The 26,545-nt window shown below is 60.5% G+C and carries 29 protein-coding genes; 16 read left to right on the top strand and 13 right to left on the bottom strand.

Annotated features, from left to right (window positions below; genetic code table 11):
* Window positions 1-8: 8 nt before the first annotated feature.
* Complete coding sequence (locus ACR0KX_RS08850; RefSeq protein ID WP_170450092.1) at window positions 9-764, bottom strand: SDR family NAD(P)-dependent oxidoreductase; 756 nt, start codon at window positions 762-764, stop codon at window positions 9-11.
* Window positions 765-1,045: 281 nt separating this feature from the next.
* On the opposite strand from ACR0KX_RS08850, the gene ACR0KX_RS08845 reads away from it, so the two are divergent.
* Window positions 1,046-1,783 carry a hypothetical protein gene (locus ACR0KX_RS08845; RefSeq protein ID WP_170621942.1) on the top strand — a complete coding sequence of 246 codons (738 nt, stop codon included), beginning with the start codon at window positions 1,046-1,048 and terminating at the stop codon, window positions 1,781-1,783.
* Between the two features lie 109 nt (window positions 1,784-1,892).
* Here ACR0KX_RS08845 and ACR0KX_RS08840 read toward each other — a convergent pair whose 3' ends face one another.
* The 3 genes from ACR0KX_RS08840 to ACR0KX_RS08830 form a co-directional block, all read right to left on the bottom strand.
* Complete coding sequence (locus ACR0KX_RS08840; RefSeq protein WP_170621941.1) at window positions 1,893-2,657, bottom strand: DNA/RNA non-specific endonuclease; 765 nt, start codon at window positions 2,655-2,657, stop codon at window positions 1,893-1,895.
* A gap of 117 nt (window positions 2,658-2,774) precedes the next feature.
* Entirely contained in the window at window positions 2,775-4,028 is a 1,254-nt protein-coding gene (tyrS, locus tag ACR0KX_RS08835; RefSeq protein ID WP_170621940.1) for a tyrosine--tRNA ligase, read from the bottom strand.
* 87 nt (window positions 4,029-4,115) lie between these two features.
* Window positions 4,116-5,408: an MFS transporter gene (locus tag ACR0KX_RS08830; protein WP_170621939.1), complete on the bottom strand. Its 1,293-nt coding sequence runs from the start codon at window positions 5,406-5,408 to the stop codon at window positions 4,116-4,118.
* 252 nt (window positions 5,409-5,660) lie between these two features.
* Between ACR0KX_RS08830 and ACR0KX_RS08825 the strand changes: the two genes are divergently transcribed.
* From ACR0KX_RS08825 to ACR0KX_RS08815, 3 genes are all read left to right on the top strand, one after another.
* Window positions 5,661-6,734 carry an anhydro-N-acetylmuramic acid kinase gene (locus ACR0KX_RS08825; RefSeq protein ID WP_480708310.1) on the top strand — a complete coding sequence of 358 codons (1,074 nt, stop codon included), beginning with the start codon at window positions 5,661-5,663 and terminating at the stop codon, window positions 6,732-6,734.
* Between the two features lie 80 nt (window positions 6,735-6,814).
* Window positions 6,815-7,105 carry a hypothetical protein gene (locus ACR0KX_RS08820; protein ID WP_480708308.1) on the top strand — a complete coding sequence of 97 codons (291 nt, stop codon included), beginning with the start codon at window positions 6,815-6,817 and terminating at the stop codon, window positions 7,103-7,105.
* A gap of 10 nt (window positions 7,106-7,115) precedes the next feature.
* The gene (locus tag ACR0KX_RS08815; protein ID WP_170621937.1) at window positions 7,116-7,577 is read left to right on the top strand and encodes a hypothetical protein; all 462 of its coding nucleotides are present in this window, start codon (window positions 7,116-7,118) and stop codon (window positions 7,575-7,577) included.
* A gap of 68 nt (window positions 7,578-7,645) precedes the next feature.
* Here ACR0KX_RS08815 and ACR0KX_RS08810 read toward each other — a convergent pair whose 3' ends face one another.
* Window positions 7,646-8,536, bottom strand: a complete 891-nt coding sequence (locus tag ACR0KX_RS08810; RefSeq protein WP_170621936.1) for a fatty acid desaturase — start codon at window positions 8,534-8,536, stop codon at window positions 7,646-7,648.
* 3 nt (window positions 8,537-8,539) lie between these two features.
* Window positions 8,540-8,959 carry a cupin domain-containing protein gene (locus ACR0KX_RS08805; RefSeq protein ID WP_170621935.1) on the bottom strand — a complete coding sequence of 140 codons (420 nt, stop codon included), beginning with the start codon at window positions 8,957-8,959 and terminating at the stop codon, window positions 8,540-8,542.
* 85 nt (window positions 8,960-9,044) lie between these two features.
* Here ACR0KX_RS08805 and ACR0KX_RS08800 point away from each other — a divergent pair, with 85 nt between their 5' ends.
* Window positions 9,045-10,463, top strand: coding sequence for a protein adenylyltransferase SelO (locus ACR0KX_RS08800; protein ID WP_170621934.1), 1,419 nt, complete (start codon window positions 9,045-9,047; stop codon window positions 10,461-10,463).
* On the opposite strand, the gene ACR0KX_RS08795 is transcribed toward ACR0KX_RS08800, so the two are convergent.
* Window positions 10,439-11,356 (bottom strand): adenylate/guanylate cyclase domain-containing protein, encoded by a 918-nt coding sequence (locus tag ACR0KX_RS08795; protein ID WP_170621933.1) that lies wholly within the window; start codon window positions 11,354-11,356, stop codon window positions 10,439-10,441. The two genes, ACR0KX_RS08800 and ACR0KX_RS08795, sit on opposite strands and share 25 nt — an antisense overlap.
* A gap of 188 nt (window positions 11,357-11,544) precedes the next feature.
* On the opposite strand from ACR0KX_RS08795, the gene ACR0KX_RS08790 reads away from it, so the two are divergent.
* The 4 genes from ACR0KX_RS08790 to eno all read left to right on the top strand — a co-directional run bounded on the left by ACR0KX_RS08790 (window position 11,545) and on the right by eno (window position 15,186).
* A complete protein-coding gene (locus tag ACR0KX_RS08790; RefSeq protein WP_480580848.1) occupies window positions 11,545-12,267 on the top strand; it encodes an endonuclease/exonuclease/phosphatase family protein in 723 nt (240 codons plus the stop codon).
* Window positions 12,268-12,351: 84 nt separating this feature from the next.
* Window positions 12,352-12,765: a Fur family transcriptional regulator gene (locus ACR0KX_RS08785; protein ID WP_170450112.1), complete on the top strand. Its 414-nt coding sequence runs from the start codon at window positions 12,352-12,354 to the stop codon at window positions 12,763-12,765.
* 137 nt (window positions 12,766-12,902) lie between these two features.
* A complete protein-coding gene (locus tag ACR0KX_RS08780; protein ID WP_480626111.1) occupies window positions 12,903-13,784 on the top strand; it encodes a DMT family transporter in 882 nt (293 codons plus the stop codon).
* A 124-nt stretch (window positions 13,785-13,908) separates the two neighbouring features.
* Window positions 13,909-15,186, top strand: a complete 1,278-nt coding sequence (gene eno, locus ACR0KX_RS08775; protein ID WP_480708305.1) for a phosphopyruvate hydratase — start codon at window positions 13,909-13,911, stop codon at window positions 15,184-15,186.
* Window positions 15,187-15,237: 51 nt separating this feature from the next.
* Here eno and ACR0KX_RS08770 read toward each other — a convergent pair whose 3' ends face one another.
* The 4 genes from ACR0KX_RS08770 to mazG form a co-directional block, all read right to left on the bottom strand.
* Window positions 15,238-15,918 carry a hypothetical protein gene (locus ACR0KX_RS08770; protein ID WP_170450119.1) on the bottom strand — a complete coding sequence of 227 codons (681 nt, stop codon included), beginning with the start codon at window positions 15,916-15,918 and terminating at the stop codon, window positions 15,238-15,240.
* Between the two features lie 587 nt (window positions 15,919-16,505).
* Window positions 16,506-16,955 carry a GNAT family N-acetyltransferase gene (locus ACR0KX_RS08765; protein ID WP_170621929.1) on the bottom strand — a complete coding sequence of 150 codons (450 nt, stop codon included), beginning with the start codon at window positions 16,953-16,955 and terminating at the stop codon, window positions 16,506-16,508.
* Window positions 16,952-17,893: a nucleoside hydrolase gene (locus ACR0KX_RS08760; protein WP_170621928.1), complete on the bottom strand. Its 942-nt coding sequence runs from the start codon at window positions 17,891-17,893 to the stop codon at window positions 16,952-16,954. The genes ACR0KX_RS08765 and ACR0KX_RS08760 overlap by 4 nt, the downstream gene beginning before the upstream one ends.
* A 63-nt stretch (window positions 17,894-17,956) precedes the next feature.
* Window positions 17,957-18,814 (bottom strand): nucleoside triphosphate pyrophosphohydrolase, encoded by an 858-nt coding sequence (gene mazG, locus ACR0KX_RS08755; protein ID WP_170622291.1) that lies wholly within the window; start codon window positions 18,812-18,814, stop codon window positions 17,957-17,959.
* A gap of 66 nt (window positions 18,815-18,880) precedes the next feature.
* Here mazG and ACR0KX_RS08750 point away from each other — a divergent pair, with 66 nt between their 5' ends.
* The 4 genes from ACR0KX_RS08750 (at window position 18,881) to ACR0KX_RS08735 (ending at window position 22,535) form a co-directional block, all read left to right on the top strand.
* Window positions 18,881-20,044 carry a M20 aminoacylase family protein gene (locus tag ACR0KX_RS08750; protein ID WP_170621927.1) on the top strand — a complete coding sequence of 388 codons (1,164 nt, stop codon included), beginning with the start codon at window positions 18,881-18,883 and terminating at the stop codon, window positions 20,042-20,044.
* Window positions 20,045-20,056: 12 nt separating this feature from the next.
* The gene (speB, locus tag ACR0KX_RS08745) at window positions 20,057-21,031 is read left to right on the top strand and encodes an agmatinase (RefSeq protein ID WP_170621926.1); all 975 of its coding nucleotides are present in this window, start codon (window positions 20,057-20,059) and stop codon (window positions 21,029-21,031) included.
* Between the two features lie 89 nt (window positions 21,032-21,120).
* Window positions 21,121-22,068 carry an agmatinase gene (gene speB / locus ACR0KX_RS08740; protein ID WP_170621925.1) on the top strand — a complete coding sequence of 316 codons (948 nt, stop codon included), beginning with the start codon at window positions 21,121-21,123 and terminating at the stop codon, window positions 22,066-22,068.
* Window positions 22,069-22,136: 68 nt separating this feature from the next.
* Window positions 22,137-22,535: a DUF1499 domain-containing protein gene (locus ACR0KX_RS08735; RefSeq protein WP_170621924.1), complete on the top strand. Its 399-nt coding sequence runs from the start codon at window positions 22,137-22,139 to the stop codon at window positions 22,533-22,535.
* A 15-nt stretch (window positions 22,536-22,550) separates the two neighbouring features.
* Here ACR0KX_RS08735 and ACR0KX_RS08730 read toward each other — a convergent pair whose 3' ends face one another.
* Window positions 22,551-22,838 (bottom strand): hypothetical protein, encoded by a 288-nt coding sequence (locus ACR0KX_RS08730; RefSeq protein WP_170450133.1) that lies wholly within the window; start codon window positions 22,836-22,838, stop codon window positions 22,551-22,553.
* Between the two features lie 63 nt (window positions 22,839-22,901).
* On the opposite strand from ACR0KX_RS08730, the gene prfA reads away from it, so the two are divergent.
* The 3 genes from prfA to ACR0KX_RS08715 all read left to right on the top strand — a co-directional run bounded on the left by prfA (window position 22,902) and on the right by ACR0KX_RS08715 (window position 25,625).
* Window positions 22,902-23,957 (top strand): peptide chain release factor 1, encoded by a 1,056-nt coding sequence (prfA, locus tag ACR0KX_RS08725; protein ID WP_480708302.1) that lies wholly within the window; start codon window positions 22,902-22,904, stop codon window positions 23,955-23,957.
* Entirely contained in the window at window positions 23,954-24,799 is an 846-nt protein-coding gene (prmC, locus tag ACR0KX_RS08720; protein ID WP_480708300.1) for a peptide chain release factor N(5)-glutamine methyltransferase, read from the top strand. Before prfA ends, prmC begins: the two co-directional genes overlap by 4 nt.
* Window positions 24,800-25,040: 241 nt before the next feature.
* Window positions 25,041-25,625 carry a DUF4167 domain-containing protein gene (locus tag ACR0KX_RS08715; protein WP_170621921.1) on the top strand — a complete coding sequence of 195 codons (585 nt, stop codon included), beginning with the start codon at window positions 25,041-25,043 and terminating at the stop codon, window positions 25,623-25,625.
* Between the two features lie 53 nt (window positions 25,626-25,678).
* On the opposite strand, the gene rsmA is transcribed toward ACR0KX_RS08715, so the two are convergent.
* On the bottom strand, window positions 25,679-26,521 hold the full coding sequence (rsmA, locus tag ACR0KX_RS08710) for a 16S rRNA (adenine(1518)-N(6)/adenine(1519)-N(6))-dimethyltransferase RsmA (protein WP_170621920.1): 843 nt from the start codon (window positions 26,519-26,521) through the stop codon (window positions 25,679-25,681).
* Between the last annotated feature and the right edge of the window lie 24 nt (window positions 26,522-26,545).

Raw genomic sequence — 26,545 nt, 5'->3', positions numbered from 1 at the left:
CGACAGACCTAGCGCATACGCAGCGCTCCGTCGATGCGGATGACTTCGCCGTTCAGATAGCCCATCTCGACAATGAAACCGGCAAGGCGGGCGTATTCATTGGGATCCCCCAGGCGAGCGGGGTTCGGAACGTCAGCAGCCAGTTGCTGCTGCACCTCTTCGGGCAGGCCCGCCAGCATCGGCGTCATGAAAATGCCCGGAGCGATGGCCATCACGCGGATACCGGTCGAGGCCAGATCGCGCGCCATGGGTAAGGTCATACCCACCACGCCGCCTTTTGACGCCGCATAGGCCGCCTGGCCCTTTTGGCCGTCGAATGCGGCAATTGAAGCGGTGTTGATGATCACGCCGCGCGCGCCATCCGGCTCTGGTTCGTTTTTGGCCATCTCAACGGCTGCCAGTCGCGACACGTTGAAGGTGCCGACCAGATTGATGTCGATGGTGCGCTGAAAGGCGTCCAGCGGGTGCGGGCCATCGCGGCCCACGGTTTTGATCCCGTAGGCGATCCCGGCACAGTTCACCGTGGCGGTGATCCGACCCATTTTGCTTGCTGCGGTGGCAACAGCAGCCGCGACCGAGCCTTCGTCGGTGACATCGGTTTGTGCAAAATGGCCGCCGATTTCATTGGCCACCTGCGCGCCGCGGTCTTCATCCCGGTCCAGAATCGTGACTTGCGCACCGTGTTGCGCGAAATGGCGGGCAGTGGCCTCGCCAAGACCCGACGCGCCTCCGGTGACGAGTGCGGCTGTGTTCGACAGGTTCATCGGATGCCTCCCAGATTTATGAACGTATGTTCAATAAGCGGCTTGGGTCGGGTGTGTCCAGATGTTTGGCCAAAGACCAAGCGTCATTTGCATCCGACGTGGGTGACGCGAGGTTAACAAATCTTCAGCCAGCGTTCATCCGGACCTCACGAGACGTCTCCATCTCGTGATCGAATAGCCTGACATGGTCAGGTGTTTCTATGTCAGGAGGTACCGACATGTTAACGAGTACGAAGCACAAATTGGGTGCGTTTGCGATTGCACCATTTGTTGGAGTTTTGATGGCCAGCAGCGCCGCGGCCGCGCCCGAGGTTTGCGATTGGCGAACCGCGCGGACGGCGGCGAATAGCGGCGATTATGCTGCGCTGTGTGACTGCACGCAGGTCACGCCGAGCTTTCTGAAGCAGCTACAGCGGCGCGCGGATTTCGAGACCACGTTGCAGAACACCGGCGCGATGTGCCCCGGTTTGGCGGCATTGCTGACGGATCTGCCGACGGCGTCGATTTCGGACGCAGGCAGCACACGGGGCGAAGACCGCAGTTCGGATCGGGTCGCTCAGGGCCCGACGGGTGGTGGAAACGATGGCGGCAATACCGGCGGCGGAGGTCAGGGCCCGGGTAATGGTGGCGGCAACGGTGGAAACGACGGCCCTGGCGACGGTGGTGGTGACGGTCCCGGCGACGGTGGCGGCGATAACCCCGGCAATGGTGGAGGTGACAACCCCGGCAATGGCGGCGGTGACAACCCTGGAAACGGTGGCGGTGAAGGCCCCGGCAAAGGCGGTGGCAAAGGTGGCGGCAAGGGCGGCGACGGTAAAGGTGGCGGCAAGGGCGGCGGCAAAGGCGGCGACGGCCCCGGAAACGGCAATGGGAATGCAGGCAACCCCGGTAACGGCGGCGGAAACAACAACGGTTCCGGACCAGGTACCGGCAATAACGGTAACAATAATGGCCAGGGCAACGGTTCCGGACACGGCAAAGGCGGCGACGGCAAAGGCGGCGGCAAAGGCAAAAAGTGACCCGGCACGCTTGAACAATCATCGGCCACTTTCGGGTGGCCGAGTTTTTGTTGGCGCCAAATCATCCCTAGCGCCCGGTCATCGTCAATTCACAAAAAAGACCAGTCGATCAAAGATCCAACGGTATGCTGAACGGTCTTATCCCGGCTGCAACTGGCATCTTCTTGACAACCGAAGGGGGGAGTTTTGTCCTGGGGATACGTTCGGTCGGCTTGCCGTCTCGGAAGAAACTGTCAAACCGCCAGCTGGCCTGCAGGGTCTTTGGTAGCTTGCTTAGCATTCGCGCGGTCTCTTTGGACGCACCGCTACCCCACCACGGCTTCATCGCGCCCTTGCATTTTGCGTGAAACCGAACCCGCACGCGGTAGCCGGTGACTTTTTCTTCCTTTTTCACATCCTCAAGCAATTTGATCAGCTTGGATTCGAACTTGCTGTAGTAAGTTGAATTTGAACTTGCCGACATCGGCGTCAGGTTCACGTTGGTTCCCGGGCCGCCCAGTTTTTCGCTGAGGATATGACCTTTGACATAGGTCTGGGCCTGCAGCTCGGAATAGTCGGCCAACATATGAATTTCGCTAAGCGCCAGTAGTTCTAGGATTTTTTCGACCGATTTGGCTTTGGCCAGCTTCTGCAGTGTCGTCTTGTTCGCAAGCGCCTTTTGAACCGCCGATAGGTCAATCAAATCCTTGACGTCCCAGCGAGAGTTAAAGCGTTCGACGATGTTGCAGTGACCCGAAGCGGGCGGGCTGCCTTTCAGCTTCAAACTGTCTGTCGTCAAAACACAGGTGACTTCATCCGCTCCGGTCGAGAATTTCTCGCCTTCGAAGACAACATCGCTTCTTTTGGTGGATTTGAAAATATTCTGAACAACCATGACACAACAATCTGCGAAACCAATACCCCGAACAGGTTAGCACAGAATGCGTCACGGCAAAGAAACCGAGTTCACAGTAGGCCCGAGCGCACCGTTCTGCGCTCGGGGTCAATCGGTTTAGCCCAGTTGCACCAGCGCGTGCCGTTTCTTGCCCGCGCTTAGTTTGATGGGTGAGGACAAGGTACCCGCATCGATCATCAGCCCCGCATCTGTCAGCGGCGCGTCGTCCAATTTGGCCCCGTTTTCGGCAATCAGGCGCTTGGCCTCTTTGCCGGATTTGGCCAGACCGGATTTGACGATCAACTGCACAATGGACATGCCGTCGCCCAGCTCAGCGGCGCTGAGGGTCAGGGTCGGCAGGTCGTCGCCCACGCCGCCTTTTTCGAACACTTCCCGCGCAGTTGCTTCGGCGGTTGCCGCGGCCTGTGCACCGTGGGCAAGCGTGGTCACTTCGTTGGCGAGGCGGATTTTGGCCTCATTGATCTCGGACCCTTGCAGCGCGCCCAGCCGATCACACTCATCCACCGGCATTTCGGTGTAGAGCTTCAGGAACCGCCCCACGTCCGCGTCGGTGGTGTTGCGCCAGAACTGCCAGAATTCATAAGGCGAGCGCATGTCAGCGTTCAGCCAGACTGCACCGTCCTGGGATTTGCCCATTTTCTTGCCGTCGCTGGTGGTCAGCAGGGGCGAGGTCAGGCCGTAAATCTCGTGATCCAGCACCCTGCGGGTCAGGTCGATCCCGTTGACGATGTTGCCCCACTGGTCCGAGCCACCCATTTGCAGAACACAGCCGTAACGGCGGTTCAGTTCAAGGAAGTCATAGGCCTGCAGGATCATGTAGTTGAATTCGAGGAAGCTGAGCGACTGCTCGCGATCCAGCCGCGATTTCACCGATTCAAAGCTCAGCATCCGATTGACCGAGAAATGCCGCCCGATATCGCGCAGGAAATCAAGGTAGTTCAGGCCATCCAGCCACTCGGCATTGTTCAGCATCAGCGCCTTGTTCTCGGCATCGCTGTCATAGTCGATATAGGCGGAGAATACCTTTTTGATGCCCGCGATGTTCTCATTGATCTGCTCGGGCCCCAGCAGGGGGCGTTCGTCCGCACGAAACGACGGATCGCCCACCTTGGTGGTGCCGCCGCCCATCAGGGTGATCGGCTGGTGGCCGGTCTTCTGGAACCAGCGCAGCATCATGATCTGGATCAGGCTGCCCACATGCAACGACTTGGCCGTTGCATCAAAGCCGATATAAGCCGGTTTGCACCCACTGATCAGCGCCTCATCAAGGCCCTGATAATCGGTGCAGTCGGCGAGAAAGCCGCGCTCGATCATCGTGGCGATGAAATCCGATTTGGGGTGGTAGGTCATATCGTGCCCTCGGGGTTACTATTGCGGGGCACTGTATAGGCGGCAGGATGGGTAAGGGAAAGGCACCATTTTGCAAGAATTGGCGGCCTAGTGTGCGGCAGTCTCAGCACTGGTTCCGGTGGCAGGCAGTCGAAAGGCATATAGCATCGCGACCACGTTCAAAATTGCCAGCGCGATGATCGGCGTCACCGGGTCGTGCAGATGCGCAACAGCCCCCAGAACGGCGGCAAAGGCAATGCCGACCAGACCGGCTGTCACATCGCCCAAAGCGACCAGATAGGACCGCTCTTGTTCCTGCGTCATCTCGATCACGTAGAGGTAGCGCCCATAGATCACTCCGTTGCCGCCAAGGGACAGAAGCAGGATGACTGCGGCATAGATCCACACATTGCCGGCATGGCCGGTCATGGTGAACACCAGCGCCATGATTGCCGAAAGCGCCGAGGTCAGACAGCCCAGCCACATCACATGCTTTACCGAAACCCGACCGCTGAGCCACCCCCACAGAATGGATCCGATCACGATCCCTGCACTGGCACCGATCACAAAATAGCTGAGCGAGTGTTCGGTGCCGATATGGTAGGTGGCCGCGTGAATTGTGTAAAACGGCATCGCTAGCTCGACCGAGATGAACAGAACACGGGCCAACAGGAACTTGCGGTACCATGGGTAGGCCATTCCGGTCCTGAAGCCTGTTGCAAGTTCGGCCAGGGGTTTCGGTTTCTCGACGCGTTTCGGCGGGCGCTTGATCTCTTCCTCGAACAGTCGCACCCCGGCAAAGCTGATCCCGGCTGCAAACATGGCGACCACGCCGCACCACATCACCACGATATGCCGCTGCATCGGCTGATCCGAAGCCAGCAGATCCTTGGTCACCCAAACCACGATGATGGCCAGCACCCCGGATATGGTCGCCTGCGCAAACACCATCCGGTTGCGTTTGGACTCGGGGACTGAGGTGCCATATATCTGGCTGGTGCCAAGGCTGTTGATGCCCTGACACAGGCCCATGATGATGGCGGTCAGCAGGAACAGCAAAACCACCATCACCTGTGTCAGGTTAGTGGCGAACAGGGCGACAACTGCCAGAATGGCCCCCGTCAGGATGTTGGGCACATAGACGGCAAGTTTTGCGCGCGTCACGTGGTTGACGAAAGGCGAGACGAAGATTTCCGCAATCAACCGCGCCCCTGTCACGAAAGGCAGCAGCAGGCCCGCCACAAAGGTTGGTGCCCCAAGGGCCAGGTACAGGAACGGCAGCACCAGACGCGGGTTCACCAATTGCCCGCCAATCGTAGCCAGCGCGCCGGACCAGAAGATCAACTGGTAGTTCCGGCTCTCAACTGCTTTTGCGTCTTTTGGCGTTTGCGCCTCGGTCATTCCCGCCCCGTTATTCGAAGATGCCCTGCAATGCTGGCGCAGAAGCAGGAATTGCGCAACGGGTTCGGTCGGGCCGAGTGTGGGCCTGCGGTCGCGCCTGCCCAAAAACGCGGCTTCTGTTTCTATTCGTCTTGCTTTGGCCCGGGAATGGCGGGCAGTGTCGAACCCGCAAGGGTAGAAAAAGAACGAGCAGGAGAATGACAGGTGCGCCCGGCCATTAAGACAAACAAGCCGATCCGAGCCCTTGGCACAATGTCCGGCACTTCGATGGATGGGGTGGACGCGGCGGTGGTGGAAACCGATGGACACCGCATCTATGGCTTCGGTGAAAGCGGATACCGCGCCTATTCCGAAGAAGAGCGTCAGATCCTGCGCGCGGCGCTAGGACATTGGCACGGGCCAGATGTCGATGCGGCGGCTGAACTGGTGACCATCGCCCATGCCGAAGCGTTGTCGGAGTTCGACAATATCGACCTGATCGGCGTGCACGGTCAGACCCTTGCGCATGAGCCGCGCGGGCGTGGCACGTTGCAGGTTGGCGATGGCAAAGGTCTGGCGCAGGCGCTGGGCGTGCCTGTGGTCTGGGATTTCCGCAGCGACGATGTGGCCATGGGGGGGGAGGGCGCGCCGCTGGCCCCGTTCTTTCACTTTGCCTGCGCCAAATGGATTGGGGCTGATGCGCCCCTGTGTTTCCTCAATCTTGGGGGGGTCGGGAACCTGACCTATGTGGACCCAAGCTTTGACGGGCCCGAACAACCCGGCGCCCTGCTGGCGTTTGACACCGGGCCGGCGAATGCGCCGGTGGATGATTTGATGCAGGCGCGTTTGGGTCAACCGATGGACCGGGATGGCGCGGTTGCGCGCGAGGGCACCGTTGAGATGGGCGCGCTGGAACTGTTTCTGGCCGAGCCGTTCTTTACCAAGATGCCACCGAAGTCTTTAGACCGGAACGATTTTGCCGAGATGATCGGGCTGGTTCAGGAACTCAGCGACGCGGATGCGGTGGCGACCCTGACGGGAATGTGCGCGGCAGGGGTTGCGCAGGGGATCGGGTATTGTCTGAAACCTCCGTCCCGCGTTCTGGTCACTGGTGGCGGGCGGCGCAACCCGGTGTTGATGGAGATGCTGCGGGTCTCGCTCGATTGCCCGGTCGAACCGGTCGAGGCCGTGGGTCTGGACGGTGACATGCTGGAAGCACAGGCTTTCGCCTATCTCGCCGTACGTGTGGCGCGCGGGCTGCCGACCTCGTGCCCCGGCACGACCGGTGTTCAGGCTTTGGTGGGGGGCGGTGTCGTCAGTTCGGTCTCGATGAATCGGGCCGGGTGAGGCGGAACCGGAAAACAGTTCAAAAAAACAACTCATTGTGCGACGGTTGCGCGACACCCATGCAATGAGGGCCAGAGAGTATGGCAACCAAAGCCGAGCTTGAATCCGAGTTGGAAGCGCTACGCAGCCGCAATGCCGAGTTGGAGGCGAAGGGCGGGGCGGCTTCGACCCCCGGGGATCAGACCGAGCCCGTCAAAACCTCGGATGAGATTCGAAAGCTGCTGGAAGAGCACGGGATTGATCTGAGCAAAGCGCAGTCTTTGGGAGAAGATGTGGTCGAGGAATTCGGCCGCCTGCAGAAGGACTATCCGATCACCGCCCTGCTGATTGCGTTTTCGCTGGGCTACGTGGTTGGGCGGGTACAGGGGTAGGAGCAACGTTATGAGCAGGCTGAGCAGAAATCTGGTCACGATCTACCGAACCGAACGCCTGATCGCGCGCCGTCGTCTGGCCGTTATGCAGCAGCAGACCATTCTGATGGTATTGGCGGGGATTGCTGCCATGTCAGCGCTGGTGCTGTTGAACGTCGCGCTGTTCTTTGCGCTTCGAAGCACGATGTCGCCCGCCGCCGCCGCCGCGCTGCTGTCCTTTGGCAATCTTGTACTGGCCGGGCTGCTTGTGCTGATTGCACGGCGCAGCAATGCCGAAGATGAGGTCGCACCAGCCGTTGAGCTGCGTGATATGGCAATTGCGGATATCGAGGACGAGCTTGAGGATATGGCGACCGAGGCACGCGACGTGGTGCGTGCGGTCAAAGGCATTGGGGCGAATCCACTGGGGTCTCTGACGGCGGTTTTGGTGCCATTGATCAATATGCTGATCAAAAGTCGGGCTGAGAAATAGGGGGGCGCTGCCCCCGTCGCGCAGGCGCGACTCCCCCGAGGTATTTTTGGCCAAATGAAGAACGGATCCTAGGAGTTGAGCGTGCGGGCGTAATCTTTGGTGAAGTCTGTGTAGCCGTTGGATGTGGATTTCAGGTGGGTCCGGGTCCAGTCATGGAATGCGGGTAGCTGGTGGAAGGGCACGTTTGGAAAGGCGTGATGTTCGGCGTGGAAAGGCATGTTCCAGGCCAGAAACCGTATGATCCGGTTGGTGAAGGTGGTGCGCGAGTTTTCCAGCATATTGGCGACCGGTGGGCAGAGGCCGTGCTCGGCCAGAAGGTACAGGCGCAGCGCGGGTTGGGCAATCAGGACGGGGATGATCCAAAGCCAGAGCAGGAGCGGGGAGAAAAGCAGGCTGAGCAGGGCCAGTGCGTAGAGCACGAACAAAATGCGGGCTTCGGTTCGGATCGCAGGATGCTGGCGCGTGGGCAGGTAGGGGGCGTCGATCTGTCCGAAGGCGTTTTGAGCAAGCACTTTGCCCATGCTGGACCAATAGGGTACGCCGCTGAGGTAGAGTGCAAGACTGCGCCAGCTGTCAGGGCGCGGTTTTCCGCCAAGTTCGGGGTCTTTGTCCGGGTGGTTTGTCCATTTGTGGTGCGCCAGGTGGAAATACCGGAACCATGTGAAGGGCAGAGCGATCGGTACCGAGACCAAGTGGCCGACCGTATCGTTGACCCATCCGGTTTTGAACGGTGTCTTGTGGGTGCATTCGTGGCTGAGCGTGAACAGAAAGACCAGCAGGACGCCTTGCGGGACCATAAGGACCGGCCAGAGCGGGATTTGCGCGATGATCGCAATGCTGCATAAGGCCAAAAGCGCGAAATAGACCGCCAGATGTTTCAATCCTGCCGCGTCGGACCGGCGTTGCAGCTTGTCCTTGGTCTCGGCCGGAATTGAGGCGATGAGGGCGCGGTGGTCCATGGATTATGCCCTCGGAATGTCAAAACCGGGTGGGGCCAGATCGAAGCCATCGAACTCGAACCCCGGCGAGACGGTGCAACTGACCAGCGTGTAATCGCCGGTGCTGCGCGCCGCTTGCCAGTGGCCTTCGGGCACGATCAGTTGCGGGGCGCCTGCGTTCAGATCTGGGGTCAGAAGGTGATCGGTTGCCGGGCCCTGATCACTTTCGCTGAGCGACAGCACCAGTGGCGCGCCGGAGTGATAGAGCCAGATCTCGGTCGCATCGACGCGGTGCCAATGGCTGCTCTCACCTTCTTTCAGCAGGAAGTAGATGCAGGTGCCCGTTGCGCGGCCCGCGTTTTCGGCGCGCCAGGTTTCTTTGAACCAGCCACCTTCCGGATGGCGTTGCAGGTTCAGGTGGTCGATGATCTCTTGTGCGGTCATGGTATCCTCGGGGGTTTGAGGTGATTATGCACGGGTGCAGGTGATCCGCTATGGCAATTGTCGGTTCAGGTCATATGTTTGGCGCATGACCCTGACGATCCCGTTCGACAATTCTTATGCCCGCCTCCCGGATGCGTTTTTTGCGCGGCAGGCACCGGTTCCGGTAAGTGCCCCTCGGTTGATTGTGTTCAACACCGATCTGGCCCGGTTGCTGCAGATCTCACCCGGGGATGTGCAGGAAATGGCCGAGGCTTTTGCAGGCAACAGCCTGCCACACGGGGCCGAGCCTTTGGCACAGCTTTATTCCGGGCATCAATTCGGCACCTACAACCCGCAACTGGGCGATGGGCGCGCGGTTTTACTGGGTGAGACCATCGGGGCCGATGGGGTGCGGCGGGATATTCAGTTGAAAGGCTCTGGTCCCACGCCGTTTTCCCGGCGGGGGGACGGGCGTGCGTGGTTGGGGCCGGTATTGCGCGAATATGTCGTGTCCGAGGCGATGCACGCGCTGGGCGTGCCGACCACACGCGCGCTGGCCGCGGTCGAGACGGGCGAGCAGGTGTTTCGCGAAACCCCACTGCCGGGAGCCGTTCTGACGCGCGTGGCGCGCAGCCATTTGCGCGTGGGGACGTTTCAGGTCTTCGCGGCGCGGGGGCAGTTCGACAGTTTGCGACGCCTGACGGAATACGCCATCGAGCGCCACTATCACGAGGCCGATGGGCCGATGGGCTTGTTGCGCGCGGTGCGCGATGTGCAGGCGCGGCTGATTGCGCATTGGATGAGCGTCGGGTTCATCCATGGGGTGATGAACACCGACAATTGCTCGATTGCCGGGGAAACCATCGATTACGGGCCCTGTGCGTTCATGGACACCTATCACCCGAACACGGTGTTCAGTTCGATTGACCGGATGGGGCGCTATGCCTATTCCAACCAGCCCGACATAGCTGTGTGGAATCTTGCGCAGCTGGCGACCGCTCTGATCCAGCAGATGGAGGACAAAGAGGCCGCGGTGGAAGAGGCGACCGAGATTGTCCATGCGATGCCCGAGCAGATTCAGGATCATTGGCTGACCCGCTTTCGCGCCAAGATCGGGATTTCAAGCGCCGAAGCTGGGGATCTGGAGTTGATTTCCGATCTGCTAAAACGCATGGCCGAACAACAGGCGGATTTCACCAACACGTTCCGCGCGCTCAGCGGTCAGGCGGCGCGGGATCAATTCACCGACCCGCAGGCCTTTGACAGTTGGGCCGAGGGCTGGACCGCGCGGTTGCAGCGCGAGCCGGAGCCGCAAACGGTCATGAACGCGGCAAACCCCGCCTTCATTCCACGCAATCATCGGATCGAGCAGATGATCGAAGCGGCGGTGCAGGGGGATTACACTTTGTTCCAGCGTCTCGATACGGTGTTGTCGCGGCCCTATGACGACCAGCCGGATGAGGCCGACCTGACGCGCCCACCGACGCAAGGCGAGGTGGTTCACGCCACGTTCTGCGGCACCTGATTGCGGCCCAGCAGTTCGAACTGCAAACAGGTCTCGGACATTTCGATGGGCAGGGTCGGAGAAATCAGGCCGCTATCGGCCAGCATGACGGATTCGCGTTTTAGCTGGATTTCACGCCCCGACTCGGATTTCACATAGGTGCCCGACGTGCTGCGATCGGTCAGGATCAGTTTGCCCGCCTTCATTGCAAGCACGGCGTGAAGGCGCGAAATCCAGGGTTGCGACAGAACCACATGGCAATCCGGAGAGCGGCCGATATTGAACTCGCCATTGCCCAGACACCGCCAGACCCGGTCTTCATGGCGCAGGATCAGCGTCAGCCCTTCGCGCGGCTGCCAGTTTTCCTCGGACCGGCCAAAGTTCTGGGGCAGCCTTGTCTGCATGATCGAATCCGAGTCCGGATGGATCAGTGAATAAGCAGTCTGCGGCTCGTTAAGGCCCTTTAGGCTCAGCTGGCCCAAGGGGATCAGAGTTCGCCGCAATTCATTTGGCAGCAACACCGCAACGCCCTGACTGAAACAGGCCTCACCCGGATTGGCTGCAGTCGCAAACCGGGCGGTGACGTTGACGGCCTCGCCGTATATCCCGCGCTGGCCGATCACGATGGGGCCGCAATGCACACCGATATGTACGGACAGAGGCGTGTGGGTCGAAGGTTCAATCAGCTTGAGCGCGGCCTGGTACGCGGCGCTTGGGTCTTCGAAATAGCTGAGAACATCGTCGCCCTTCTGCCCAACCGGTACGCCGCCGAACTCCAGCAGAACCGAGCGAAGCCGGTCGATCTCAAGCTGGATCAGTCGCTGGGCCTCATCATCGCCTACAGCTTTGTAAAGCGGCGTGCTGCCCACGATATCGGCAATGATCATCGTGGCGAATGTGGATTCAACGTCCAATAGCGCGGTTCCTTTTTGCGGCAGTTTAACCCCGCAGAATTTTGTGTACACTGACTTAATCTAATAATCTTAGACCATTGAATATACGCCCCCGGTATTGCAAGTCGCAAGACGCGCAGAACACCACAAATGCGGGTTAATCCCGGTCGTTTTGTGACAATCTCGGGGCGGGGCGCTTGTCGGGGGCAGTGAACATCAAAAACGACTTCCAAAAACCACCGACCCTGCGCCTTGCCAGCTACAACATTCAGAAATGTGTCGGGCTGGATTTTCGGCGTCAACCGCAGCGGATCATGCAGGTTCTGAACGGCATGCAGGCCGATATTGTCGTTCTGCAAGAGGCGGATAAGCGCTTGCCGCCGCGCCCGGCCGCTTTGCCGCATTTCATGCTGGATGAGGCCGGATGGCAGATCGTCGATCTGGGCGGGGCCGGCAGTCTGGGCTGGCATGGCAATGCTGTGATCTGGCGCGGGGATCAGATCTCGGTCCGTCAGACCGGCCACCACGACCTGCCGGGGTTTGAGCCGCGTGGCGCTGTACGGGTCGAGTTTGATACGCAGATCGGACCGCTGCGTGTGATGGGAATGCATCTGGGGCTGCTGCCCGCATCCAGGCGGCAACAGATCACGCATATCCGGCGCTTCGACGACGATCTGGACCAGATGCCCACTGTCTGGGCCGGGGATTTCAACGAATGGTCGCGCCAGCCTGTGCTGGACACATTGGCGCCCGAGATGCGGTTTCTACCACCTGTGGCCAGCTTTCCGGCGGCGCAACCGTTGGGCGCGTTGGATCGGATTGCGCTGGGGCAGGGGATCGAGGCGCTGAACCACGGCGCACATCTGGACCGGCCCGCCCATATCGCCTCGGACCATCTGCCGATCTGGGCGGATTTGCAGCGCGCCGGATGATCTGCGCCTTGGGCGTCGAATCCCTGTGGCGCTGGGCGCTGAGACGGTTTAAGACAGCACCCCAAGTAACTTCTGAGGGGCAGCATGTCCGACACGATCATCGCGCGGTGCGAGGCCAAGGGCCTGCGCATGACTGGCCAGCGGCGCACCATTGCGCAGGTGCTTGAGCAGAGCGCAGACCACCCCGATGTCGAGGAACTGTATGCACGCGCCTCGGCCATCGATGCGGGGATATCGATTGCCACGGTCTATCGCACGGTAAAGCTGTTTGAAGAGGCCGGGATACTCGACCGTCTGGAATTCGGCGACGGGCGCGCCCGCTACGAGGATGCCGAGCGCGACCACCACGACCATCTGATCGATATGCAGTCGGGTGAGGTGATCGAATTCGTCGACCCCGAAATCGAGGCGCTGCAGGAAAAGATCGCTGCGAAACTGGGCTACAAGCTCAAAGGCCACCGGTTGGAACTGTACGGCGTTCCGCTGGACAAAGACTGACTCATCACCAATCGCGAAGGTCAGCCGCACGGGATATCATATATTCCGGGCGGTTAAGGCTTGTCTGAACGGGCGTCTTACGATTTGGGTGAGTCAAAGAGCGGTAATTCGGGCCGCTGGTTTCAACGGATGTGATCATGAACAACGTGCACGGCATTTTGCTGGTCGTCGGCGCGATGGCGGCGTTCTCGCTTGAGGATATGTTCATCAAGCACATGTCGGCGACGGTACCGACCGGTCAGATCATGGTAATGCTGGGTCTGGCCTGTGCGGTGCTGTTTGCCCTGATGGCTGTGGCAACACGCAAACGCATCTTCAACACAGAAGCATGGCAACCCCTGCCGCTGATCCGCGCGGCGTGCGAAGGGGTTGGGGCCGTGGCTTTCCTGACCGCGCTGTCCCTGGTTGATCTGTCGACCGTGGCGGCTGTGTTTCAGGCGATGCCTTTGGCGGTGACGATGGGCGCGGCACTGTTTCTGGGCGAACAGGTCGGCTGGCGACGGTGGAGCGCTATCGGTCTGGGTTTCATCGGTGTCCTGATGATCATTCGGCCCGGATTGGACGGGTTTCAGCCGGAAACACTGTTCGTCGTGCTCAGCGTCATTGCCATCGCTGCGCGAGACCTGATCACGCGGCGGCTGGACGCGCGGATTGCCTCATCCGTCGTGGCCTTGCAGGCCTATGTCGCGGTGGCATTGGCCGGGTTGACCCTGATGGTTCTGAACGCGCAGCCGGTGGCCCCGATGGGGTCCGCGCAAATCTGGCCGTTTGTCGGTGCGGTCGGGTTCGGCGTTCTGGCTTATTACAGCATCGTCACCGCAATGCGGATCGGCGAAGCCTCGGCCCTGACACCATTTCGCTATACCCGCCTGATCTTCTCGATTGCGGCAGGGATGCTCATGTTCGGCGAGCGCCCGGATACGATGACGCTGGCCGGTGCCACGCTGATCATCGGATCGGGCATGTATACATTCATCCGTGAACGCAGGCTGGCGCGCGCATTGGCTGTCGCCGCCTGACGGATCGTCGCAGGTTGGCGCAAACATTTGCCCAGAGTCGTGTTAGCGATAACATGAGCGGTTTACTTTTTGCCCTGTGATGCTAAGAGGCGTGCAACTGAACGCAGCCACAGGGACGGGCCTAATGAGCACCATCATCGACATCCACGCACGCGAAATTCTGGACAGCCGGGGCAATCCGACCGTTGAGGTGGACGTGATTCTGGAAGACGGCACCATGGGCCGCGCTGCCGTGCCTTCGGGCGCATCGACCGGCGCCTACGAGGCAGTGGAAAAGCGCGACGGCGACAAAGCGCGTTATCTGGGCAAGGGCGTGCTGGAAGCTGTTGCCGCGGTCAACGGTGAGATTGCCGAGGAACTGGTTGGCTTTGACGCCACCGAACAGGTCGCCATCGATCAGGCGATGATCGAATTGGACGGGACCGAGAACAAAGGCCGTCTGGGGGCCAACGCCATTCTGGGTGTCTCGCTGGCAACCGCCAAGGCGGCGGCAGATTTCACCACGCAACCTTTGTACCGCTATGTCGGCGGCACCTCGGCCCGTGTTCTGCCGGTGCCGATGATGAACATCATCAACGGCGGTGAGCACGCCGACAACCCGATCGACATTCAGGAATTCATGATCATGCCGACCTCGGCCGCGAATATCCGCGAAGCCGTGCGCATGGGGTCCGAGGTCTTCCACACGCTGAAGAAAGAACTGTCAACCGCCGGTCTGGCAACAGGTGTCGGTGACGAGGGCGGTTTTGCCCCGAATATCGCGTCGACCCGCGAGGCGCTGGATTTCATCCTGAAGTCCATCGAAAAGGCAGGCTACAAGCCGGGCGAGGAAATCCACCTGGCGCTGGATTGTGCGGCGACCGAGTACTTCAAGGACGGCAAGTATGTTCTGGCGGGCGAGGGGATCTCGCTGTCATCCGACGAAAACGCGGCCTATCTGGCCGCATTGGTCAACGACTATCCGATCATCTCGATCGAAGACGGTATGTCCGAGGATGACTGGGACGGCTGGAAAGCCCTGACCGACGCCATCGGGGACAAGGTGCAACTGGTGGGCGACGACCTGTTCGTGACCAACCCCGCGCGTCTGGCCGAAGGGATCGAGCGTGGTTGTGCCAACTCGATGCTGGTCAAGGTCAACCAGATCGGGTCGCTGACCGAGACGCTGCGTGCCGTAGATATGGCCCATCGCGCGCGCTATACCAACGTGATGTCGCACCGCTCGGGCGAGACCGAGGACGCCACCATTGCCGATTTGGCGGTGGCAACCAATTGCGGTCAGATCAAGACCGGCTCGCTGGCACGCTCGGACCGGTTGGCCAAGTACAACCAGTTGATCCGCATCGAGGAATCGCTGGGTGAGGTCGCGGAATACGCAGGCGCGTCGATCCTGAAACGCTGAACGAACAGGGTTGACCCCGTGGCGGCGCAAACCGCGACGGGGTCGGCCACATTACTGTCGGCTGATCGGAACAAAGCTGACGACCAGCCCGGTTCCCGTCACACCCGCCGAGTTTTCCTTGCTGAGTTCGGCAACCAGCTCGGGTTCCAGCACTTCAAGGGCCGCCGACAGATCGCCTGACGCGTTCGAGGTCGACTTGCGCGCAAAGACGATGTCCCCGGAAATCACCGACTGAATCTGATAGGCCGCCCAGTCAAACTGCCCGACATTTTCCCGCCAGCCACTGCATTTGGGCCCGTCGCCCTGTTCATTGAACAACCGGGATGCGTCCTGCAGTGTCACGGATGACTTCCTGGCATTGGTCAGCTTGTAGGAATAGTAGCGATCAATGCCGCCATTCAGCCCAGCCGAAGCGAATTTGGTCTCTATCCCACCCAACTCACCGGACGCTTCGAGCTTTTTCAGAAGGTCGATATCAGCGACGCGCTGGTCCGCTTCAAGCGTCACATCGGACAAAGGCAAGTCAAAGAAACACAGGCTTTCCAGGTTGGCAGGGCGGGTCAGGTCGTTGGTGGGGTTTTCGCGAACGTAGTACAAAGATCCGACACGGATACCTTCACGCGGGGGTTTCAGTTCACGACCGCCGGTTTCATCTGCGATAGGAACGGTTTCGCCGCATCCTACCAAGGCCGCCAGGCACAGCGCCGTAAGAGAAAAATAGACTGATTTCATATTAACTTACCTCTTAATCTAAATGCGGATACAGGACACCAAAGCGAGATTCGTTCCAAGTCTTACTTTGGCTTCCCAAAAACCGCATGGATGGCTTCAGATTTTGCCGCCACACGAATTGAAATGGATAATGTGCTTGCACAGGTGTGGGCATGACATCATCAAAAGCGCACCGAGCAGCCGAAGCGCATGCACAACAGCTTATCAGGGCTGCCTGTTAAAATCCAAATTTCAGGTGAAACCGGCAGCACCGGTTGGGTGGGAACGAGGTGGCGGCAAAGAGCCTTGGCAAGTGAAAAACGTCTGATTTTTCACCATTTTGATGCGAAAAAACTGACAATAACATGCTCATATGTGAACTTGTTCCTATATGGGGTACAATAATCGCGGTAATCCTTAACATATTACAGAAAGGGGGACGCGATGTCTGCTTCAAGATTCCTTCTTATTCTTTCAGTGATTTCTGCTGGCGTTCTATCTGCCTGCACCGAGCCCGGAACCTATCCGATTACGGGGGCAGAGATCTCTCAGGATGACCCGGTTCAAGAGATGTACAATCCGGGCCTGATTTTCCGTGGGGAATCCCGCTAGAGCGGCTTGCTCATCAACATGTAACGCTCACGCGGTTTGAAGCCCGTGCGCATATACAGTTTTTGCGCCGTTTCATTGGTGCGATCGACTTCCAGATGCAGCGCAGTCAGCCCAGCCTCGGCCAGCGCTTTGGGCAGGTCCAACAGCACTTCGGTTGCGATGCCACGGCCCCGGACGGCAGGGCGGATGTAGATCTCGTCGACAAAGCCGTCCATGCCGCCGAACTCGACCGACCAGCCGAAGGTTAGGATGATATAGCCCAATGGCGCGCGGCCCGGACCGATCAGATAGATGCAGCCATGCGGGATACCTTCCAACAAAGGCAGCAACGCCTCGCGTCGTTGGTCGGCATCCTGCGCGATCTGTGCTTCGGTGTGGAAAGCAGTGACCAGACCCATCAGGCGATCCAGATCCTCGGGGCGGGCAAGTCTCAGTGCGGCGCTCATAGGCGGGCCAGCCTTTCTGTCAGCAAGTCGAAAAATCCTTCGGCGTCGACATCACCCATGAACATCGCGTTCGGCGCACGATCCGTGACCCGCCACCAGTCGGCAACGGTCATGCCCAGCGTCAGCTCTGACTGGGTTTCGATCTCAACATTGATGTGGCGGCCCGAGAACAGGTCTGGCCGGATCAGATAGGCCGTCACGCAAGGGTCGTGCAGCGGTGCGCCTTCCGAGCCGTATTTTTCCTTGTCAAAGCGTTCGAAGAAATCGGTCATTTCGGCAACCGCATGGCCAACCTTGCTGTCCAGCGCCCGGAACGCATCGTTGCGATGGGGCGTGACCAGGGCGTCATGGGTTACGTCCAGCGGCATGACCACGATATGAGCGCCGGATTTGAACACAATTTCAGCAGCTTCCGGGTCGACGTAAATGTTGAATTCCGCAGCCGGAGTGATGTTGCCGACCTCAAAATAGGCGCCGCCCATCAGCACGATTTCCTGCACCCGGTCGATGATGTCAGGCGCCTTCTGGAACGCCGAGGCGATGTTTGTCAGCGGTCCCAGCGGACACAGCGTAACCGTTGCCGGTTCCTGCGCGCGCAGGGTGTCGATGATGAAATCGACCGCGTGGCCCTCGGCCAGCGGCATCACCGGGTCCGGCAATACAGGGCCATCCAGCCCGGTTTTTCCATGCACATGCTCGGCGGTGATCAGAGGGCGGTTCAGCGGGCGGTCGCACCCGGCATAGACCGGGATATGCGTGTGCCCGGCCAGTTCACACACGATGCGCGCGTTCTTGGCGGTCAGCGCCAGCGGGACGTTTCCGGCGACGGCGGTGATGCCCAGAACCTGGATCTCTTCGGGGCTGGCCAGCGCCAGCAGGATGGCGACGGCATCGTCCTGTCCCGGGTCGGTGTCGATGATGATCTTGCGCGGTGCCATGCTGTGCCTCCGGGGTCTTGAAGCGCGGACACTCGCAAGTGTCACCGCACTTGTCCAGCGGTTTCAGGCCCCGGTCGGTGCGTCCACAGGCGGGAGTTTGCCGTTGGCGCGGTGTTCCTCGATCTTGACCTCATCCCACAGCGCATCCATCTCGGCCAGATCGCTTTGCGACGGCGTTTTGCCACGGGCGGCGAGGCGCGCCTCAACCTGTTCGAACCGGCGGGTGAACTTGGCGTTGGTGCGGCGCAGGGCGGCTTCGGGCTCGATGCCCAGATGACGGCCCAGATTGACCATCACGAACAGCAGATCGCCGAACTCATCCTCAAGCGCATCGGCGTCTTTGCTGTTGCGCGCCTCTTCCAGTTCGGCGGCCTCTTCGGTGATCTTGGCCAGTACGTGGCTGGCATCGGGCCAGTCGAACCCCACGCGGGCGGCGCGTTTTTGCAGCTTATGCGCGCGCAACAGGGCAGGCAGGTTGGCGGCGACACCGTCCAGCGCGCCTTTCTGTTCCTTTCCCGCACGCTCAGCCGCTTTGATGGTTTCCCAGTCGCGCGTCTGCTGTTCAGCCGATTTGTCGCGGGATTCGTCGCCGAACACATGCGGATGGCGGTCGACCATCTTGTCCGACATGGTGCGCACCACGTCCTGAAAGGTGAAATGCCCGGCTTCTTCGGCCATCTGGGCGTGAAAGACGGACTGGAACAGCAGATCGCCCAGCTCTCCTTGCAGCTCATCATAGGCCTCACGTTCGATGGCGTCGGCAACCTCATAGGCCTCTTCGATGGTATAGGGGGCAATCGTCGAAAAATCCTGTTCGATGTCCCACGGACAGCCTGATTCCGGGTCGCGCAGGCGACGCATGATTTCCAGCAAACGTTCGATACCCGCATCGCTGTCGTGGATCAGAGGATTTTCGGCCATTGCGAACCCTTTCGTTCCGGTGTCAGATGCATCCATTCCGCAGTCCCGATCAGGAGTCCACCCCAGATGCCCGTCGTCAACCGAATTGCCGACTACTCAGCCGATATGGCCGCATGGCGCCAGCATTTGCACACGATCCCCGAACTGGAGTTCGAGTGCTTTGAAACCGCCGCCTTTGTGGCCGAACGGTTGCGCGAGTTCGGGGTGGATGAACTGCACGAAGGTATTGCGAAAACCGGGATGGTCGCGATCATCAACGGGCAGGGCGACGGGCCGACCATTGGCCTGCGCGCCGATATGGATGCGCTGCCAATTACCGAGGAGACGGGCGTAGACTACGCCTCGAAACACCCCGGCAAGATGCACGCCTGCGGCCATGACGGGCACACCACGATGCTGCTGGGCGCCGCGCGCTATCTGGCCGAGACGCGAAACTTCCGCGGCCGCGTTGCGCTGATTTTCCAGCCCGCCGAGGAAGAGGGTGGCGGGGCCAATGTCATGGTTCAGGAAGGCATCATGGAGCAGTTCGACATCGCTCAGGTCTACGCGCTGCACAACGCGCCGGGCTTTGCCGAAGGCGCGTTCTACACCACGCCCGGTCCGATCATGGCAGCGGTCGATACGTTCGAGGTGCATATCCAGGGCGTCGGTGGCCACGGTGCGATGCCGCATGAGACCCGCGACCCGGTCATGGCCGCCTGCGCCATTGCGCAGGCGATTCAGACGATTGTCAGCCGCAATCACTATGCCTTGGACGATCTGGTCGTTTCGGTCACGCAAATCCATACCGGGACGGTCAACAACGTGATCCCCGATACGGCCTATATCAACGGCACCGTCCGCACCTTCGACCCTGCCGTTCAGAAAATGGTGATGCAGCGGATGGAGCAGATCGTGCAGGGGCAGGCGGCCTCGTACGGAGTCGAGGCGCGGCTGGATTATGTCGTCAGCTATCCCGCGACGATCAATGATGCCGACAAGGCGGGTTTTGCGGCCGAGGTTGCACGGGACGTTGCCGGGCCAGACCGGGTCATCGCAAATACCGGGCGTGAGATGGGGGCCGAGGATTTCTCGTACATGCTGCAGAAACGCCCCGGTGCGTATCTGTTCTTGGGGCAGGGCGAGGGCGCGGGCCTGCATCACCCGAAATACAACTTCAATGACGAGATTGCACCGGTGGGCGCATCGTTCTTCGCGCGGATCGTCGAAAAGGCCCAGCCGCTGGGCTGATGGGGGGCAGGTATGGCACTGGAAGACGCTAAGCATCAGGTAGACGAGGCCTTTACCAACCCCGATCTCAAAGGGTTGTCCTATGAGAACACCTTCGGCGGCGCGACCTCGTTCCTGCGGCGGCTTTACACCAAAGAGCTGAAGGGCGTGGACATCGCTGTGACCGGGGTGCCGTTCGATCAGGCCGTGACCAACCGCCCCGGCACACGTCTGGGCCCCCGCGCAATCCGCGAAGCCAGCGCCCTGCAATCGCCCGATGCGCCGTATGGCTGGCCGTTTGATGCGCTCAGCGAACTGGCCATCGTTGATTATGGCGACATGGCCTATGACTATGCCAATATCCCGGCCTTTCCGGACACGCTGACCGATCATATCCGGACTATCCTGGCCGCCGACGTGGCCTCGGTCACGCTGGGCGGGGATCACTATATCAGCTTTCCGATCCTCAAAGCCTATGCCGAGAAATTCGGGCCGATGTCCCTGCTGCAATTCGATGCGCATACCGACACATGGGCCGATGATGATATGTCGCGCGTGGATCACGGGACGATGTTCTACAAGGCGGTGAAATCAGGGATCGTGGACCCCAAACGCTCGGTCCAGGTGGGGATCCGCACCCATAACGAGGACACTCTGGGCGTCAACATCATCGACGCGCGCGAGGTTTACGAATCCGGCCCCGCCGCCGTGGCCCAGAAGATCAAGGGCATTCTGGGCGACAATCCCGTCTACCTGAGCTTTGATATTGACGGTCTGGACCCGGCCTTTGCCCCCGGCACGGGAACACCGGTCTGGGGTGGCCTGAGCTCAATCCAGACGCAGATCATCCTGCGCGACATTGCCGGGATCAACATCAAAGGCGGGGATGTGGTCGAGGTGTCGCCGCCTTTCGATACATCCGGTGCGACGGCGATTGCCGGGGCGCATGTGGCCACGCAGATCATCTGCCTGCTGGGGTGGAAACGCCTGATGGCTGGCAAAACGTAAACGCGACCCCTCGGGCGTTAACCAATGGTTAGCCATACATCCGGTATGTGCTGAGGGACGTGATCTGATGGAGTGGGAACCAAACGCGCATGACTGAGTATAATCAACCGATCAGCGGCAATGATCTGGCGCGGTTTTCCGGGCCGAACACCTTTATGCGTCTGCCGCAGGCGACCTCGCTGGCGGGGCTGGATATTGCGCTGTTGGGGATCCCGATGGATATCGGCACCTCGTGGCGCTCAGGCACCCGGTTTGGTCCCAAGCAGATCCGCAGCGAAAGCGCGATGATCCGGCCCTATAACATGGCCACATCTGCCGCCCCGTTCGACAGTTTGCAGACTGCCGATATTGGCGATCTTGCAATCAACACCTTCTCGCTGTCCGAAAGCCTGAAGATCATCAAGGACAGCTATGACGGTATTCTGGCGAAGAACGTGATCCCGGTGGCGATGGGCGGGGATCACTCGATCACTTTGCCGATCCTGCGGGCGATTGCGGCGAAACACGGGCCGGTGGCCCTGGTCCATGTGGATGCCCATGCGGATGTGAACGATGAGATGTTTGGTGAGAAGGAAACCCACGGCACCGTCTTCCGTCGCGCCTATGAAGAGGGGCTGATCGTCCCCGACAAAACTTTTCAGATCGGCATTCGCGGCTCGGGCTACGCCGCCACCGACTTTACCGAGGCCAAAGACTGGGGCTTTCGCCAGTTTCCGGCGTGGGAGTTGTGGCAACAAAACCTGACCCAGATCGGCTCGCAGATCCGCAAGACGGTCGAGGATCACCCGGTTTACATCACCTATGACATCGACAGTCTCGATCCCGCCTACGCCCCCGGCACCGGAACGCCCGAGATCGGTGGATTGACCACCCCGCAGGCGTTGCAACTGATCCACGCCTTGCAGGGGGTGAATGTGGTGGGCTGTGATCTGGTCGAGGTCTCTCCGCCTTACGACCCGTCGGGCAACACGGCGCTGACGGCGGCGAACCTGCTGTTCGAGCTGTTGTGCATCCTGCCCGGCGTGACGTCGCGGTAAAGCCGTACGGGGCACCTTGTTCCGGTGGCGGATCGGGATAGGCTGACGGGAAAAGGTTGAGGTAGGTGATGAAGATAGCCCTTGGTTTGCTTCTTTTTCTGGCCGTTGGGATGGCGGCGTATATCCGATTGGCACCGTCAGACCCAAAGCGCTGGCACGTGGCCCCTCAGGCCGATGCGGATCGTGACTTGCAGGGCGGCGTTTTGCGCGTGGTTGAGGCGGGTCCGGATGGCCTGGCGCGTCTGGATGCGATTGCAAGGGCGGCACCGCGCACCACGGTTCTGGCCGGATCGGTTGGGGACGGGATGATCACCTACATCACCCGCACCAAGGTGATCGGCTTCCCGGACTACACGACGGTACAGCAGGATGGGGATGTCCTGCGCATTCACGGGCGTTTGCGCTTTGGCCGCAAGGATTTTGGAGTGAACAAGGCGCGGGTTGATGGGTGGTTGGGGCAGATGTGACGCCGCAGGTGTCGCTTAGGACGCGGCGGTGTCGGGCGCAGGTTCCAGATCCGGCCAGTCGGACGGCAAACCAGACGACAAGCACCCTTCCTGCACCTCGCGCCACATGGGCACATTCAGTGACATCTGGCATTGCGCCATGAACATGCGGCCATCGACCTGCAGGCAGATCATCTCACCCAGTTCAACGCGCGTGCCGGTTTTGTCGGTGCAATAACAGTCCTGAACCTTGCCATTCGGGCCGGTCACATCCGCCATAACAGGCGAGGCACACAGCAGTAATCCAAGAACAAACCGTTTCATGGGCAGAATCTTAGCACAAGGCTAGCCCTTGACCAAAGCCCCGGATTAAGAGACACCGCCGGGATGATCCCCGAAGAACGCCTTGAGCAGATAACCCAGCGATTCCAATACCTCGAAGCGGCCATGGCTGATGGTGCCTCGGGCGGGGACATTGCGGCTTTGGCTAAGGAGTATTCGGACCTCAAGCCGGTGGTTGTCCAGATCATGGCGTGGCGTCAGCTGGTTGCCGATCTGTCCGAGGCCGAGGCGATGCTGTCCGACCCGGATATGAAGGAACTGGCCGAGGAAGAAATCCCGGAATTGCAGGCGCAGATTCCGCAAGCCGAACATGCGCTGCAACTGGCCTTGCTGCCCAAGGACGAGGCGGACGCCCGCCCGGCGATGCTGGAAATCCGACCCGGCACCGGCGGGGACGAGGCCGCGTTGTTTGCGGGGGACCTGCTGCGCATGTACCAGCGCTATGCGGAAAGTCGCGGCTGGCGGTTCGAGATTATCGAGGAACAGGCCTCGGATCTGGGGGGCGTCAAAGAAGTTGTGGCCCACATCAAGGGCGACAATGTCTTTGCCCGGATGAAATACGAATCCGGTGTGCATCGGGTGCAGCGCGTGCCTGAAACCGAAAGCGGCGGGCGTATTCACACCTCGGCAGCGACGGTGGCGGTTCTACCCGAGGCTGAAGATGTGGACATCCAGATCGACGCAAATGACATCCGCATCGACACGATGCGCAGTTCCGGTGCGGGTGGGCAGCACGTGAACACGACCGACTCGGCGGTGCGGATCACCCACTTGCCGACAGGCCTTGTGGTGACCAGTTCCGAGAAGTCGCAGCACCGCAACCGCGAGATCGCGATGCAGGTGCTGAAAACGCGGCTTTATGATCTGGAGCGGCAGCGGATCGACAGCGAACGCTCGGCCGATCGGGCCAGTCAGGTGGGGTCGGGCGACCGGTCGGAACGGATCAGAACCTATAACTTCCCGCAAGGCCGCATGACGGATCACCGCATCAACCTGACGCTCTATAAGCTGGATCAGGTGATGCAGGGCGATCTGGATGAAGTGATCGACGCACTGACCGCCGATGATCAGGCCCGGCTGCTGGCCGAGATGGCGCAATGACCGGGGTGCAAACAGCGGCACAGGCCATGGTGGCCGCCACGGCGCGCCTGCGGGCTGCGGGCGTGGAAGATCCGGCGCGGGACGCCCGTGTTCTGCTGGCCCATGCGGCGCGGATTGAAGCCAGTCGGGTCACTCTGATCGCGCCCGAAGAACTGCCGCCCGACATTGCCGAACGCTACGACCAGTTGATCTCGCTGCGCGCCATCCGGGTGCCAGTCTCGCATCTTCTGGGTGAGCGTGAATTCTATGGTCGCCGGTTCCATGTCAGCCGCGACGTTCTGGACCCGCGCCCCGAGACCGAAGCGCTGATCGAAGCCGCGCTGAGCGAGCCGTTCGACCATGTGCTGGATCTTGGTGTCGGCTCGGGCTGTATACTGATCACATTGCTGGCTGAACGCACCAGCGCAAGCGGGGTGGGCGTGGATCTGAGCGAGGCCGCCTGCCTGCAAACCAGCGCCAATGCGGTGCAGCATAATGTGCAAGCGCGCGCCGAAGTGCTGCGCTCGGACTGGTTCGAGGTAGTCGAGGGCAAGTTCGACCTGATCGTCTCGAACCCGCCATACATTGCGCTGACGGAAATGCCCGATCTGTCCCCGGAAGTGCGCGAGCATGAACCCCGGATGGCCCTGACCGATGAGGGCGACGGGCTTAACGCCTATCGCCATCTGGCCGCCGATGCGCCGGATTTTCTGCTGCCCGGCGGCCGCATTCTGGTTGAAATCGGCCCTACACAGGCCGCGCAGGTTGCCGCGCTGTTCGACGCCTCTGGTCTAGCAGATATCCGCGTGATCCCGGATTTGGAGGGGCGTGACCGCGTCGTGGGCGCGCGTCTGCCTGCTTGAAATCAACAGTATGAGGTCGAAAAACGCCGGTTTAGGTAAAAAAGCTGCGAAATATCCGAGAATCCTCTTGTCTGCCGGGGCAGGACATGTTTACTCAGGATTAGTCGGCGAGGTTGACGCTGTTGCAGCGCACCCCTGACGCCAAGCCCAAAAAAGTTGACTTCCCGTCATGGCAAACGCCGCAGAGCAGTGCAGAACACGGGTTGGTCGACAGCGAATGACAAGGCTGACGTAAAGTAAGATGAGATCTTCCAAATCCCGCTCGCGGGCCAAGAACAACCGCAATCGTCCTTCCGGCGGTAACGTCGTAAACCGTGTTTTTGACAGCTCGGGCCCCGAGGGCAAGGTGCGTGGCACGCCGCAGCAGATCATTGACAAATACAACCAGCTTGCCCGCGACGCTCAGTTGTCAAACGACCGTGTCGCAGCCGAGAACTTTCAGCAGCACGCGGAGCATTATCTGCGGATGCTGAGCGAGGCACAGCGCGAGATCGAAGCCCGCCGCGAAGAGCAGGAGCGCCAGAACCGCGAGCGTCAGGCCGAGCGTGACCGCGAACGCGCCGAACGGCAGGAACGCGAAGCCGCCCGTCAGGCCGACCCGGCCGAGGCACCGCAACCCGATGTGATGGATTTCTCGCCCGAGGCGTCGGCGCCTGAAAGCGGGTTGGTCGAAACACCGGAAAACAAAGGCGACGCCCAAACGGCTGAAGCGCCCGAGAAAAAAGAAAAACCCGCCCGTAAGCCGCGAGCGCGCAAGCCCAAGGCTGCGCCTGCGTCAGAGGGTGCGCCCAAAACGGATGGGGATACTCCGGAAGCGGCTGAGTAAATCCCGATAGACGATTTCAAAAAGCCCCGGACATTGTCCGGGGCTTTTTTTGTTCAGCGGTTCGTAATTTGGCGCGCCAGCGCACAAAAACCCTCAAGCGGGACTTGTTCGGCGCGTTCTGTGGGCTTGATCCCTGCTGCGATCAGGCGGTCTTCGATGTCGGGGGCCACGCCTTTCAGCGAGGCGCGCAGCATCTTGCGGCGTTGGTTGAAGGCGGCGGCCACAACACGCGACAGCGTGGCTGCATCGGCCGGATAGCGCGGCTCGGGCAGGGCGGTCAGGTGGACCACGGCGCTGGAGACTTTGGGCGGGGGCGTAAACGCGCCGGGGGGCAGTGACATGGCGATGCGCGCCTCGGCCCGCCATTGGGCGAGAATGGCAAGGCGGCCATAAGCTTTGCTGCCGGGTTGGGCGACGATGCGCTCGGCGACCTCGCGCTGGAACATCAGGGTCAGGCTTTGCCAGAAGGGCGGCCATTCGGGCGGGGTCAGCCAGCGGACCAGAAGCTCGGTGCCCACGTTATAGGGCAGGTTGGCGGCGACGCGGATCGGTGGCGTCAGATGTTCCAGCGGGTTGATTTCCAGCGCGTCGCCGTTGATCACCTTAAGCTGGCCCGGATACGCCGCGGCGATGTCGTTCAGGGCGGCGATGCAGCGGGTGTCCTTTTCCACTGCCACAACCTTGCGCGCACCTTCCGAAAGCAGCCCGCGCGTCAGGCCGCCGGGGCCGGGGCCGATTTCCAGAACGTCGCATTGGCTCAGATCCCCGGCCTGACGCGCGATCTTGGCGGTCAGGTTGAGGTCCAGCAGAAAATTCTGGCCCAGCGATTTGCGGGCCGACAGCTGGTGGGTCGCGATGACCTCGCGCAGAGGGGGAAGGGTGTCGATAGCGCTCATGATCCGGTTATCGTGGCGCGGGTT

It is taken from the genome of Ruegeria sp. BG5 (assembly GCF_056538425.1).
This window is presented reverse-complemented; position numbering and strand designations above follow the sequence as displayed.

Bases quoted from the DNA above. Each gene is read 5' to 3' on its own strand.
- ACR0KX_RS08850 (WP_170450092.1), bottom strand. From the start codon at position 764: ATGAACCTGTCGAACACAGCCGCACTCGTCACCGGAGGCGCGTCGGGT.
- ACR0KX_RS08845 (WP_170621942.1), top strand. From the start codon at position 1,046: ATGGCCAGCAGCGCCGCGGCCGCGCCCGAGGTTTGCGATTGGCGAACC.
- ACR0KX_RS08840 (WP_170621941.1), bottom strand. From the start codon at position 2,657: ATGGTTGTTCAGAATATTTTCAAATCCACCAAAAGAAGCGATGTTGTC.
- tyrS (WP_170621940.1), bottom strand. From the start codon at position 4,028: ATGACCTACCACCCCAAATCGGATTTCATCGCCACGATGATCGAGCGC.
- ACR0KX_RS08830 (WP_170621939.1), bottom strand. From the start codon at position 5,408: ATGACCGAGGCGCAAACGCCAAAAGACGCAAAAGCAGTTGAGAGCCGG.
- ACR0KX_RS08825 (WP_480708310.1), top strand. From the start codon at position 5,661: ATGTCCGGCACTTCGATGGATGGGGTGGACGCGGCGGTGGTGGAAACC.
- ACR0KX_RS08820 (WP_480708308.1), top strand. From the start codon at position 6,815: ATGGCAACCAAAGCCGAGCTTGAATCCGAGTTGGAAGCGCTACGCAGC.
- ACR0KX_RS08815 (WP_170621937.1), top strand. From the start codon at position 7,116: ATGAGCAGGCTGAGCAGAAATCTGGTCACGATCTACCGAACCGAACGC.
- ACR0KX_RS08810 (WP_170621936.1), bottom strand. From the start codon at position 8,536: ATGGACCACCGCGCCCTCATCGCCTCAATTCCGGCCGAGACCAAGGAC.
- ACR0KX_RS08805 (WP_170621935.1), bottom strand. From the start codon at position 8,959: ATGACCGCACAAGAGATCATCGACCACCTGAACCTGCAACGCCATCCG.
- ACR0KX_RS08800 (WP_170621934.1), top strand. From the start codon at position 9,045: ATGACCCTGACGATCCCGTTCGACAATTCTTATGCCCGCCTCCCGGAT.
- ACR0KX_RS08785 (WP_170450112.1), top strand. From the start codon at position 12,352: ATGTCCGACACGATCATCGCGCGGTGCGAGGCCAAGGGCCTGCGCATG.
- ACR0KX_RS08780 (WP_480626111.1), top strand. From the start codon at position 12,903: ATGAACAACGTGCACGGCATTTTGCTGGTCGTCGGCGCGATGGCGGCG.
- eno (WP_480708305.1), top strand. From the start codon at position 13,909: ATGAGCACCATCATCGACATCCACGCACGCGAAATTCTGGACAGCCGG.
- ACR0KX_RS08770 (WP_170450119.1), bottom strand. From the start codon at position 15,918: ATGAAATCAGTCTATTTTTCTCTTACGGCGCTGTGCCTGGCGGCCTTG.
- ACR0KX_RS08765 (WP_170621929.1), bottom strand. From the start codon at position 16,955: ATGAGCGCCGCACTGAGACTTGCCCGCCCCGAGGATCTGGATCGCCTG.
- ACR0KX_RS08760 (WP_170621928.1), bottom strand. From the start codon at position 17,893: ATGGCACCGCGCAAGATCATCATCGACACCGACCCGGGACAGGACGAT.
- mazG (WP_170622291.1), bottom strand. From the start codon at position 18,814: ATGGCCGAAAATCCTCTGATCCACGACAGCGATGCGGGTATCGAACGT.
- ACR0KX_RS08750 (WP_170621927.1), top strand. From the start codon at position 18,881: ATGCCCGTCGTCAACCGAATTGCCGACTACTCAGCCGATATGGCCGCA.
- speB (WP_170621926.1), top strand. From the start codon at position 20,057: ATGGCACTGGAAGACGCTAAGCATCAGGTAGACGAGGCCTTTACCAAC.
- speB (WP_170621925.1), top strand. From the start codon at position 21,121: ATGACTGAGTATAATCAACCGATCAGCGGCAATGATCTGGCGCGGTTT.
- ACR0KX_RS08735 (WP_170621924.1), top strand. From the start codon at position 22,137: ATGAAGATAGCCCTTGGTTTGCTTCTTTTTCTGGCCGTTGGGATGGCG.
- ACR0KX_RS08730 (WP_170450133.1), bottom strand. From the start codon at position 22,838: ATGAAACGGTTTGTTCTTGGATTACTGCTGTGTGCCTCGCCTGTTATG.
- prfA (WP_480708302.1), top strand. From the start codon at position 22,902: ATGATCCCCGAAGAACGCCTTGAGCAGATAACCCAGCGATTCCAATAC.
- prmC (WP_480708300.1), top strand. From the start codon at position 23,954: ATGACCGGGGTGCAAACAGCGGCACAGGCCATGGTGGCCGCCACGGCG.
- ACR0KX_RS08715 (WP_170621921.1), top strand. From the start codon at position 25,041: ATGAGATCTTCCAAATCCCGCTCGCGGGCCAAGAACAACCGCAATCGT.
- rsmA (WP_170621920.1), bottom strand. From the start codon at position 26,521: ATGAGCGCTATCGACACCCTTCCCCCTCTGCGCGAGGTCATCGCGACC.